The sequence below is a fragment of the Achromobacter sp. 1011811831 genome, assembly GCF_059760905.1.
The window spans coordinates 1-11252 of sequence record NZ_JCBANG010000141.1; the positions used below are offsets into that span (position 1 = coordinate 1).

The window sequence follows — 11252 nt, forward strand, 5'->3', positions numbered from 1 at the left end:
GCCTGGATGCCCGTCACGTCATCCAGGCGGGCGGGAAAAACAAAGGCCGCGCGACCCGATGGGCGGCGCGGCCTGTGCCGGACGAAAGAAATGCGTCAGAGCGCTTCTTCGTCGGCTTCGCCGGTACGGATGCGGATGGCCTGCTCGACCGGGGTGACGAAGATCTTGCCGTCGCCGATCTTGCCGGTGCGCGCGGCCTTGACCACGGCCTCGATGGCCTGCTCGACGCGGTCGTCCGGCAGCACCACTTCGACGCGGATCTTGGGCAGGAAATCGACCACGTACTCGGCGCCGCGGTAGAGCTCGGTGTGGCCCTTCTGGCGGCCGAAGCCCTTGACCTCGGTGACGGTCAGGCCGCTGACGCCGACCTCGGCCAGCGCTTCGCGGACTTCGTCGAGCTTGAAGGGTTTGATGATGGCGGTGACTTGTTTCACTTTGCTTGTCCTGGTTTTTTTCGATCTGCGTGGAAGGCCGGGCGCGGCCGGGGCGCTCGCGGCGCCTATTTGCCGACGGCTTCGCGGAATCCGTTGGTGACAGGATAACGCCAATCCCGGCCGAACGCGCGCGGCGTGATGCGCGGTCCGGGCGGCGCCTGGCGGCGCTTGTACTCATTGATGCGGATGAGGCGCACGACCTGCTCCACCGCCTCGGGCGGATAGCCGGCGGCGACGATCTCGCCGGCCGATTCGTTGCCTTCCATGTAGCGTTCCATGATGCCGTCCAGCACGTCATAGGGCGGCAGGCTGTCCTGGTCGGTCTGGTCGGGGCGCAGCTCGGCCGAGGGCGGCCGGGTGATGATGCGCTCGGGGATGACCTCGCCATTGCGGTTGCGCCAGACGGCCAGGCGGTAGACCAGGGTCTTGGGCACGTCCTTGATGACGGCGAAGCCGCCGGCCATGTCGCCGTACAGCGTGCAGTAGCCGGTGGTCATCTCGGACTTGTTGCCCGTAGTCAGCACCAGGCGGCCGGTCTTGTTGGACAGGGCCATCAGCAGCGTGCCGCGCACCCGCGCCTGGATGTTCTCTTCGGTGGCGTCCACCGGCAGGCCGGCGAACTGCCCGGCCAGCAGGCCTTCGAAAGCGTCCACGGCCGGGCCGATGGCGATGTCGTCGTAGCGCACGCCCAGCCGCCGCGCCATGTCGGCGGCGTCGATCTGGGAAATGTCGGCGGTATAGCGCGTAGGCATCATGACGGCGCGCACATTGTCGGCGCCGATGGCGTCCACCGCCACGGCCAGCACCACGGCCGAATCGATGCCGCCGGACAGGCCGATGATGGCGCCGGGGAAGCGGTTCTTGCCCAGGTAGTCGCGCACGCCCAGCACCAGCGCGTTCCAGACCTGCTCTTCCAGGCAGTACGGCGCCACGTCGGCCTGCGCCGAGGCCGGCTTGACGCCGCCCTGGGCGTCGACCTCGACGAAATTCACGCCCTCGGTGAAATCGGGCAGGCGCGCCGCCGGTTCGCCGGCGGCGTCCAGCGCGAAGGACGCGCCATCGAACACCAGCTCGTCCTGGCCGCCCACCATGTTGGCGTAGATCAGCGCGTAGCGGTTCTCGCGGGCGCAGCGGCGCGCCACTTCCAGCCGCTCTTCCTGCTTGCCGGTGTTGTACGGCGAGGCGTTGGGCACCAGCAGCACCTGGGCGCCGGCCTGGGCGGCGGCGCGCGGGGCGCGGTCGAACCAGATGTCCTCGCAGATGTTGACGCCGAAACGCACGCCCTTGACGTTGAACACCAGCGCTTCGCCGTGGGCCGAGAAATAGCGCTGTTCGTCGAACACCGAGTAGTTGGGCAGCTCGCGCTTGCAGTAGGTGCCCAGCACGCGGCCCTCGCACAACACCGAGGCGGCGTTGTACAAGCGGCCCTGGCGCGCCTGGACGTGGCCCACCAGCACGTGCAGCCCGGCCAGCCCGGCCAGGTCCTGGCGCAGGCGGTCCAGCACGTCCTGCTGGGTCTGGACGAACAGCGGGCGCAGCAGCAGGTCCTCGGGCGGGTAGCCGGTCAGGACCAGCTCGGGCGTGACCAGCACGTCGGCGCCTTCGGCATGCGCCTTGCGGGCGGCCTCCAGCACCTTGGCGGCATTGCCCGCCAGGTCCCCCACCAGGGCGTTGATCTGCGCAATTCCTACACGGGCGGCGCTCATGGACAGCGTTTCCAAATACGTGACAATCGATCGGAAAATTATCGCATGAGGCGGCCGGGGCCGGCGGCGGGAGCTAGCGCGGCAACTCCTGCCCCTGCGGCCCGACGCCGTCGCGGCCCATTTCCCGCATCGCGCTCTCGCGCAGGCGGCCGCCCATTTCGCCGATGTCGGCGCCGGACGGCTGCTGGTACAGGCGCATGCCCAGCTCGGGCAGGATGGCCAGCAGGTGGTCGAAGATGTCGCCCTGGATGCGCTCGTATTCCACCCAGGCGGTGACGGCGGTGAAGCAATAGACCTCGACCGGGATGCCGTCGGACTGCGGCTCCATCATGCGGACCATCATGGCCATGTCCTGGCGTACCTCGGGATTCTGCTTCAGGTAGGCCAGCGCATACATGCGGAAGGTGCCGATATTGGTCAGGCGGCGGCGGTTGGCCGGCACGGCGGCCTGCTCGCCCATGTGCTGGTTGGCCTGGGCAATGTCGCTGGTCTTGGCCTGCAGGTAGTCGCGCAGCAGCCGGAAGCGCATCAGGCGCCCGGCTTCCTCGTCGGTCAGGAAGCGCACGCTGGCGGCGTCGATGCGCAGCGTGCGCTTGATGCGGCGCCCGCCCGACTCGAACATGTGACGGTAATTGCGGTAGCTCTCGGAGAACAGCTTGTAGGTCGGCACCGTGGTCACGGTGTTGTCCCAGTTCTGCACCTTGACCGTGTGCAGCGCGATGTCCTTGACGAAGCCGTCGGCGTTGGACTGCGGCATCTCGATCCAGTCGCCGATGCGCAGCATGTCGTTGGTGGTGAGCTGAGTGCTGGCCACCAGCGACAGCAGCGTGTCCTTGAACACCAGCAGCAGCACGGCCGACAGCGCGCCCAGGCCGGAGATCATCCACAGCGGTGAGCGGTCGATCAGGATGGAAAGCACCAGAACGGTGCATATGACCATCAGCACCAGCTTGCCGATCTGGATATAGCCCTTGATCGAGCGCGTCTGCGCCCGCGTGGTGGCCGAATAGGTGTCCTGCCAGGCGCTCAGCACGCCGGACAGGGCCACGAACACGCAGATCCAGGCCCCGGCGTGCGCCAGCCGGCCGACGATCTCGGCGGCGCGGTCCACGTGCGGCACCAGCTCGATGCCCATCGACACCACGGCGAAGGGCACGGCGTACCACAGGTTCTGGTAGGCGCGGCGGCGCTGCAGCGCCTTGTCCCAGTCGTCATGGCCGGTCAGCACCAGCAGGCGGTGGGCCAGCAGCAGCACCACCCGCGCCACCACCCACTGCACGAACAGGGCGGTCAGCACCAGCACGCCGATGCCGATCAGGGTCTGCGCCCAGACTTCCTTCGGCAGCTGGGCGTCGATTTGGGTCACCAGGTCTTCCCAGTCCATGGGCATAGGGTTTCCACTCACTCAAACAGATCGAATCAAAGCCGAATTATCCGACACCCGTTCCCGTACCGGGGTTCCGCGGCCCGGCACGGCCTGCCGGCGCCGCCCTGGCCGCCGCCCGGGAGCAGCGCCGCGTGCCGGCGTCCGGCCCGCGGACGCCCCCCGCAGGCCCTATAATCCCGCCCATCATGGCAAACACCCCCTCCCCCGACCAAAACCAGTTCGCCAACAAGGCGCAAGCCTGGTCCGCCCGGTTCTCGGAACCGGTCTCCGAACTCGTCAAACGCTACACCGCGTCCGTGGATTTCGATAAGCGCCTGGCGCGCCACGATATCCAGGGTTCGCTGGCCCACGCCGACATGCTGGCCGCCCAGGGCATCATCAGCGCCCAGGACTTGTCCGACATCCAGCGCGGCATGACCCAGATCCGCGCCGAGATCGAGGCCGGCAGCTTCCAGTGGCTGCTGGACCTGGAAGACGTGCACCTGAACATCGAGAAGCGCCTGGTGGAGCTGGTGGGCGACGCGGGCAAGCGCCTGCACACCGGCCGTTCGCGCAACGACCAGGTCGCCACCGACATCCGCCTGTGGCTGCGCGAGGAAATCGACACCCTGATCGAGCTGCTGCGCCAGCTGCGCCGCGCCCTGGCCACGGTGGCGCTGGACAACGCCGGCACCATCATGCCCGGCTTCACCCACCTGCAGGTGGCCCAGCCCGTCACCTTCGGCCACCACCTGCTGGCCTACGCCGAAATGTTCGGCCGCGACGCCGAGCGCCTGGCCGACTGCCGCAAGCGCGTCAACCGCCTGCCGCTGGGCGCGGCCGCGCTGGCCGGCACGTCCTACCCCATCGACCGCGAGCGCGTGGCGCGCACGCTGGGCTTTGACGGCGTCTGCCGCAATTCGCTGGACGCCGTGTCCGACCGCGACTTCGCCATCGAATTCTGCGCCGCCGGCGCGCTGGTCATGACGCACGTCTCGCGCCTGTCCGAAGAGCTGGTGCTGTGGATGAGCCCGCGCGTGGGCTTCATCGACCTGGCCGACCGCTTCTGCACCGGCAGCTCGATCATGCCGCAGAAGAAGAACCCCGACGTGCCCGAGCTGGCGCGCGGCAAGGCCGGCCGCGTCAACGGCAACCTGGTCGCCCTGCTGACCCTGATGAAGGGCCAGCCCCTGGCCTACAACAAGGACAACCAGGAAGACAAGGAAGGCCTGTTCGACACGGTGGACACGCTGCGCGACACGCTGACCATCTTCGCGGACATGGCCGGCGGCATCAAGGTCAAGGCCGACAACATGCGCGCCGCCGCGCTGCAGGGCTTCGCCACCGCCACCGACCTGGCCGACTACCTGGTCAAGCGCGGCCTGCCCTTCCGCGACGCCCATGAAGTCGTGGCCCACGCCGTGCGCGACTGCGAACAGCGCGGCTGCGACCTGGCCGACCTGACGCTGGCCGAGCTGCAGGCCTACAACGCCGACATCGGCGAAGACGTGCACCAGGTGCTGACGCTGGAAGGCTCGGTCGCGGCCCGCAAGCATGTGGGCGGCACCGCCCCCGAGCGCGTCGCCGAGGAAGCCCGCCGCGTGCTGGCGGAGACGGCTGGCGAATAACACCCGCCGCGCATCCGTCGCACCATGACATCGGCCCTGGACAATTCCAGGGCCGATTTCTTTTGTGCCCAAGCCCGCCGCCCCGCACGCCGTGGACCCCTGCGGGGATCAGGGGCATTGAGCGGCCTGCCCCCGCAGGCTCCTATACTCAAGCGTATTTTTTGCGCCGACGCTCCCGCCGCCACCTGGCTGCGGAACGTTCGCCGCAAGCCGGCTACCCCCCGAAAGCGCGATCACGCCGTTTTCCCAGCCTTTGGCGTTGCGCCCGACAGGATCCCACTCCTTCCTCGACCCCGACGCCACATGCCGACCGCCGCCTCAGCCAGCGCACCCGCCCCCGCCGACGAAGAAGGCTTCGACATTCCCCGCCGGTATTTCGCGGCGGCCGCCATACTGATTGGCGTGCTGATGTCGGCGCTGGACAGCTCCATCGTCAATATCGCGCTGCCCACCATCTCGGCCGATCTCGGCGTCAGCGCCGCCTCGGTCATCTGGGTGGCGAACGGCTACCAGGTGGCCAGCGCGGCGGCCATGCTGACCTGTGCCTCGCTCGGCTCCCGGATCGGCGAACGGCGCTTTTACACCGCCGGACTGGCGCTGTTCACGATCGCCTCGCTGGGCTGTGCGCTGGCGCCGAGCTTCATCGTCCTGGTGGCGATGCGCATCCTCCAGGGCCTGAGCTACGCGGTGCTGATCAGCGTGGGCTACGGCATGTACCGGGTGATCTTCCCGGCGCGATCGCTGGGCACCATCTTCGGCGTGAACGCGCTGGTATTCGCGGTGGGCACGGCGCTGGGGCCGGCGCTGGGCGGACTGATCGTGTCGTATGCCTCATGGCCCTGGCTGTTCTACATCAACCTCCCGCTCGGCATCGCGGCCATCGCCTTCTCGCTCATGGCGCTGGGCAAGGACACGCAGCGCGAACGCGGCTTCGACGTGCTCGGCGCCGCGACCTCGGCGGCGGCCTTCGGCCTGTTCGCGCTCGCCGTCGACCAGATCGGCCGCTGGAGCAACCGCAGCGTGCTGCTGCTCGCCGGCGCGGCGGCGGCGCTGGCGGTTGTGTTCGTCCGTGGCCAGACCCGCGCCCGCAGTCCGCTGCTGCCGCTGGACATCTTCACATCGCGCCGCTACAGCTTCGCGGTGCTGACCTCGGTCACCATGTTCGTCTCGCAAGGCATCGCGCTGGTGGCGCTGCCCTTCGTGCTGCAGGCCGCGCACGGCTACAGCGTGCTGGAATCCGCGCTGGTGTTCACGCCCTGGCCCATCGCGGTGGCGCTGTGCGCGCCCATCGCCGGCCGGCTGGTGTACCGGCTGAACGCGACTCAGGTCTCCAGCGCCGGCGTCTTCATGTTCTGCCTGGGCCTGGGCTCGCTCATGCTGCTACCGGAACACGCGACGATCGCGGACCTGGTGTGGCGCATCGCGCTGTGCGGCATGGGCTACGGCTTCTTCCTGCCGCCGAACAACAAGGAAATGTTCGCCAACGCGGCGCGGAACCGCACCGGCACGGCCTCTGGCGTGCTGTCGACGGCCCGGACCACGGGCCAGTCCATCGGCGCGGCCCTGGTCGCCGTCGTGATCGCGCTGACGGGTGGCATCGGCGACGGCGCGGGCGCATCGTTTGCCACATATGTGTTCGCCCTGGCCTGTGCGATCGCGGCGCTGTCGCTGGTCGCCAGCCTGGCGCGGGTGTATCGGCGGCGGGATGGGGCGCAGTAGGCCTCCCTCACTCGACCCTCACCCCCTCCCCCAACATTTCCAGCGTCGCGTCCACCTTCGGCAGCAGTTGCCGGCTGGTCTGCCAGACCAGCCGCAGCGGCAGGCCGGGCGCTTCCCAGCCGGGCAGCACCTGGACCAGGCGGCCGTCGCGCAGGGCGTCGCCGGCCAGCCAGGTCGCCAGCTGGGCGATGCCGCAGCCGGCGATCACGGCGTCGAGCTGGGCCTCGGCATCGCCCAGCGTGATCGCGCCTTCGATCGGCATGCTGCCCATGGCGGCGGCCAGGCCGGCGGGCGGCATCTCGCCCAGCGGCACGCGCCAGGCGGCCGCGCCATCAGCCCGTGCGTACGCCACGGCGTCATGGCGCGAAAGTTCGTCCACGTCCTTCGGCGCGCCACGGCGGTCCAGGTAGTCCGGCGCGGCGCAGAACACCAGCCGTTCCACGCCCAGCTGGCGATGGCTCAGGCCCGGCATGCGCCGGTCGGGGCCGCCGATCCGCACGGCCAGGTCGATGCCCTCTTCCGCCAGGTCCACGAAACGGTCGGTGAACGTGACGCGCGGCTGCAGCCGTGGATGGCGGCGCGCGAATTGCAGCAGCAGGGGCAGGACCTTGCGCTTGCCGAAGGTGGCGGGCAGGTCCACGCGCAGGCAGCCCGCCGGCTCCTGCCGCTGCGCGGCCAGCGCCGCCTCGGCTTCCTGCAGCTCGTCCAGCACCCGCACGCAGGTCCGATGAAAGGCCGCGCCCGCGTCCGTCAGCGCCAGCCGCCGGGTGCTGCGCTCGAACAGCCGCGCGCCGACCCGATCCTCCAGCCGCGCCACGCTCTTGCCGACGGCCGACGCGCTCAGGCTGAGGCGGTCGGCGGCGGCGGTGAAGCTGCCGGCGTCGGCCACGCAGACGAAAACCTCGATGCCTTTCAGGCGTTCAGACGGGATCATTCCAGGCGCTCCAAGGGGTCATGCCCACCCCGATACAGGAATTAATTTCCTAAATATGAAGAATATATACCCGGGATAGGATTTTCATTCTTCAATATCGTTCGAGGCTGGATACACGCAACCCATCTGCCCCATGCCACACCCGATTTCCCCCGCCACGCCGGCCACGGCTTCCGGCCCGGCCATCATCATCCTGGCCCTCGCCGCCTTCGTCATCGTCTCCACCGAATTCCTGATCGTCGGCCTGATCCCGGCGCTGGCGCGCGATTTCGGCGTGTCGGTCCCGCAGGCCGGGCAACTGGTCGCGCTGTTCGCCTTCACGGTCATGCTGGCCGGCCCGCCGCTCACGGCCGCGCTGGCGCACGTGGAACGCAAGCGCCTGTTCGTCGCCATCCTGCTGGTCTTCGCCGGCGCCAATGCGCTGGCCGCGCTGGCGCCGAACCTGTGGGTGCTGGCGCTGGCGCGCTTCATTCCGGCGCTGGCCCTGCCGGTGTTCTGGGGCACGGCCAGCGAGGCCGCCGCGCGCATGGCCGGACCGCTGCGCGCGGGCCAGGCCGTGTCGCGCGTCTACCTGGGCATCTCCGCCGCCCTGCTGTTCGGCATTCCGGTCGGCACGCTGGCGGCGGCCGCCATCGGCTGGCGCGCCAGCTTCTGGGGGCTGGCGGCGCTGTCGTTGCTGCTGGCCGCGTTGATGGCGCGCCACATGCCGGCGCTGAACCAGTCCGCCAGGACGCCCCTGCGCGACCAGGCCCGCATCCTGAAAGATCCCGTGCTGCTGGCCCATATCGGCCTGTCGGTGGCGGTGTTCACCGCCATGTTCACCGCCTACACCTACCTGGCCGACATCCTGGAGCGGCTGGCCGGCGTGGCGCCGGCGCAGGTCGGCTGGTGGCTGATGGGCTTCGGCGCGGTCGGCCTGATCGGCAACGCGTTGGGCGGCAAGGCAGTGGACCGGCATCCGCTGCGCGCCACGCTGGCCTTCACGCTGCTGCTGGGCCTGGGCACGCTGGCCAGCATGGCGCTGGCCGCGACCCTGGGCGGCCTGCTGCCGGCGCTGGCGGCCTGGAGCATCGCCAACACCGCGCTCTATCCCATTTGCCAGGTGCGCGTGATGCAGGCCGCGCCGCGGGCCCAGGCGCTGGCCGGCACGCTCAACGTGTCAGCGGCCAACGCCGGCATCGCGCTGGGCGCGGCGCTGGGCGGGCTGGCGATTCCGCGCTGGGGCCTGGACAGCGTGGGCTACGCGGCGGCGGCCGTGGCGCTGCTGGCGTCGCTGATGATCGCGCCCATCGCGCGGTTGCGGCCGGCGCGTCCTGCCTGAATGGACCGCCGCGACCAGCCCGCCGCCGTCCGGGCCTGCCCGGCGGCATCCGCGCGCGGCGTCGCCGAGTCCTTTATGATCCCGCCATTCCCGCATTCTCAATGGCATCCATGGATTCCTTCCGCGCCTTGTCCCGCCGCATCGGCCCGAGCCTGCGCCTTGCCCCCCTGGTCGCGCTGTGCGCGCTGTCGCTGGCCGCCGGCCACGACGCATCCGCGCAGACGGCGCGCAAGCCCTCGCCCTACGAAATGCGCCTGGAAGGACCGCCCATCGAGTCCGGCCCGGACGACCCCAAGGCGCCGGCCTACCTGGACCGCGTCGGCAGCCGCGAGGACTTCATGCGCCTGGCGCGCGTCTACAACCCCGGCACGCCACTGGAGATGCCGCACCTGATCTTCGTGATCGACCGGCGCCAGGCCAACCGCATCTACTACATCAACACGCCGCGCTACGTGCTGCACGAGCAGTTCGCCCGCCGCGAGGGCCTGGCGCCCAAGCTGGACAAGGCCACGCTGATCTCGCAGTACAAGGATCCCAAGCGCCGCTTCCTGTTCGGCACGCTAAGCTGGCAGCGCGACCTGCCCGGCTATACCTATGAATTCTGGGAGGGCGACCGTCTCACGCCCGAGCTGCTCAAGCAGACCGATGACGTGGTGCGCGCCTCGTTCTATGAAGCGCCGCGCTTCAAGGCCAACTCCACGCTGCACGAACAGACCGCCGAACGCGCCGGGCTGACCTTCGTGACCCAGGAAGCCCTGCTGCGCGAACAGCCCTTCCTGCCGCTGAACACCGGCCGCTCCCAGGGCCGGCTGCGCATCATCAAGTCGGTGGAGCAGACTGGCGACCTGTCGCCCCAGGACATCCTGGTGCTGGACGAGGTGCCGGTCTGGCTGCCGCCGGTGGCCGGGCTGGTGACGCAGCGCCCGTCCACGCTGCTGTCGCACGTCAACCTGCTGGCCAAGGGCTGGGGCATCCCCAACGCCTATGTGCGCGACGCGCAGGCGGCGCTGCGCCAGTACGACGGCCAGTGGGTCGAGCTGGACGTGAGCGCGCAGGACTACCGGGTGCAGCCGGTGGCCCGCCCCGATATCATTCCCCACGTCACGCCGCCCAAGCAGGCCGCGCGCAAGCTGCCCAAGCCGGACCTGTCGGTGACCACGCTGAAGCCGCTGTCCGCCCTGAAAGCCCGCGACAGCCGCTACTGCGGCGTCAAGGCCGCCAACCTGGGCGCGCTCAAGTCTGCCCTGCCGCCCGCCGCGCGCGTGCCGGACGGTTTCTGCGTGCCCTTCTCGCAATACGAGGCCTTCATGCGTCGCCTGCAGGTGGCGCAGAAGATCGCGGCGCTGGAACAGCGCCACGATTTCCAGACCGACGCCAACGCGCGGCGCGAAGCCTTGGCGGCGCTGCGCGCCGAGATCGCCGGCGCCGAACCGGACGCGGCGCTGGCGCAATCCTGGCTGGCGCAGTGGAACAGCCAGCTCAAGGGCCAGGGCGTGTTCGTGCGCAGCTCGTCGAATTCGGAAGACCTGCCCGGCTTCAGCGGCGCGGGCCTGTACACCACGGTGCCCAACGTGACCCAGGCCGAGGCGCTGGCGCGCGCGGTGCAGACCGTGTGGGCCTCGGTCTACAACTTCGAGGCCTATGAGGCGCGCCGCGCGGCCGGTCTGGGCCAGGACGCCGTGGCGATGGCGGTGCTGGTGCAGCTGGCGGCGCCATCGGACAGCTCGGGCGTGATGATCACGCGCGATCCCTTCGACGCCGGCCGGCGCCACGTGACCTACATCTCGGCCAAGCGCGGCCTGGGCATCAAGGTGGTGGAAGGCAAGCGCCAGGCCGAGCAGGTGATGTATTCGAGCTGGTCCAAGGCGGTGCAGGTGCTGAGCCGCTCGGCCGAGGACACGCAGCTGGTGCCCGACGCCGCCGGCGGCGTGCGCGAGGTGCCGCTGCAAGGCTCGCGCCAGGTGCTGACGGACGCGCTGATCGCGCGGCTCGCGACCGTGGGCCGCCAGGTCAAGCAGGCGCTGGGCGGCGCGGACCAGGACATCGAATGGGCCGTGGTCGGCGACGAACTCATCATCCTGCAGTCGCGCCCCTACGTGGACGGCTCGGCGCGCAAATGAATATGGCCCGGGACGGCATGTCGC

The 11252-nt window shown here is 69.7% G+C and carries 8 protein-coding genes; 4 read left to right on the forward strand and 4 right to left on the reverse strand.

Annotated features, from left to right (window positions below; translation table 11 throughout):
* Positions 1 to 95: 95 nt before the first annotated feature.
* The 3 genes from AC6LJ9_RS29250 to AC6LJ9_RS29260 form a co-directional block, all read right to left on the reverse strand.
* On the reverse strand, positions 96 to 434 hold the full coding sequence (locus AC6LJ9_RS29250; protein WP_103273941.1) for a P-II family nitrogen regulator: 339 nt from the start codon (positions 432 to 434) through the stop codon (positions 96 to 98).
* A 65-nt stretch (positions 435 to 499) separates the two neighbouring features.
* Positions 500 to 2140, reverse strand: coding sequence for an NAD+ synthase (locus tag AC6LJ9_RS29255; RefSeq protein WP_498150272.1), 1641 nt, complete (start codon positions 2138 to 2140; stop codon positions 500 to 502).
* 73 nt (positions 2141 to 2213) lie between these two features.
* Complete coding sequence (locus AC6LJ9_RS29260) at positions 2214 to 3524, reverse strand: mechanosensitive ion channel family protein (RefSeq protein WP_498150277.1); 1311 nt, start codon at positions 3522 to 3524, stop codon at positions 2214 to 2216.
* A gap of 188 nt (positions 3525 to 3712) precedes the next feature.
* Here AC6LJ9_RS29260 and argH point away from each other — a divergent pair, with 188 nt between their 5' ends.
* Both argH and AC6LJ9_RS29270 read left to right on the forward strand, forming a co-directional pair.
* Positions 3713 to 5134 carry an argininosuccinate lyase gene (argH, locus tag AC6LJ9_RS29265; protein WP_498150273.1) on the forward strand — a complete coding sequence of 474 codons (1422 nt, stop codon included), beginning with the start codon at positions 3713 to 3715 and terminating at the stop codon, positions 5132 to 5134.
* A gap of 303 nt (positions 5135 to 5437) precedes the next feature.
* Positions 5438 to 6853 carry an MFS transporter gene (locus AC6LJ9_RS29270; protein WP_498150274.1) on the forward strand — a complete coding sequence of 472 codons (1416 nt, stop codon included), beginning with the start codon at positions 5438 to 5440 and terminating at the stop codon, positions 6851 to 6853.
* 7 nt (positions 6854 to 6860) lie between these two features.
* Here AC6LJ9_RS29270 and AC6LJ9_RS29275 read toward each other — a convergent pair whose 3' ends face one another.
* Positions 6861 to 7787: a LysR family transcriptional regulator gene (locus AC6LJ9_RS29275; protein ID WP_103273936.1), complete on the reverse strand. Its 927-nt coding sequence runs from the start codon at positions 7785 to 7787 to the stop codon at positions 6861 to 6863.
* A 133-nt stretch (positions 7788 to 7920) separates the two neighbouring features.
* Between AC6LJ9_RS29275 and AC6LJ9_RS29280 the strand changes: the two genes are divergently transcribed.
* Both AC6LJ9_RS29280 and AC6LJ9_RS29285 read left to right on the forward strand, forming a co-directional pair.
* Positions 7921 to 9108 (forward strand): MFS transporter, encoded by a 1188-nt coding sequence (locus tag AC6LJ9_RS29280; RefSeq protein WP_498150275.1) that lies wholly within the window; start codon positions 7921 to 7923, stop codon positions 9106 to 9108.
* A 110-nt stretch (positions 9109 to 9218) separates the two neighbouring features.
* A complete protein-coding gene (locus tag AC6LJ9_RS29285; protein WP_498150276.1) occupies positions 9219 to 11228 on the forward strand; it encodes a PEP/pyruvate-binding domain-containing protein in 2010 nt (669 codons plus the stop codon).
* Positions 11229 to 11252: the final 24 nt, after the last annotated feature.

Coding starts and splice junctions, on each gene's coding strand:
- AC6LJ9_RS29255 (WP_498150272.1), bottom strand. CDS start 2,140: ATGAGCGCCGCCCGTGTAGGAATTGCGCAGATCAACGCCCTGGTGGGG.
- AC6LJ9_RS29260 (WP_498150277.1), bottom strand. CDS start 3,524: ATGGACTGGGAAGACCTGGTGACCCAAATCGACGCCCAGCTGCCGAAG.
- argH (WP_498150273.1), top strand. CDS start 3,713: ATGGCAAACACCCCCTCCCCCGACCAAAACCAGTTCGCCAACAAGGCG.
- AC6LJ9_RS29270 (WP_498150274.1), top strand. CDS start 5,438: ATGCCGACCGCCGCCTCAGCCAGCGCACCCGCCCCCGCCGACGAAGAA.
- AC6LJ9_RS29275 (WP_103273936.1), bottom strand. CDS start 7,787: ATGATCCCGTCTGAACGCCTGAAAGGCATCGAGGTTTTCGTCTGCGTG.
- AC6LJ9_RS29280 (WP_498150275.1), top strand. CDS start 7,921: ATGCCACACCCGATTTCCCCCGCCACGCCGGCCACGGCTTCCGGCCCG.
- AC6LJ9_RS29285 (WP_498150276.1), top strand. CDS start 9,219: ATGGATTCCTTCCGCGCCTTGTCCCGCCGCATCGGCCCGAGCCTGCGC.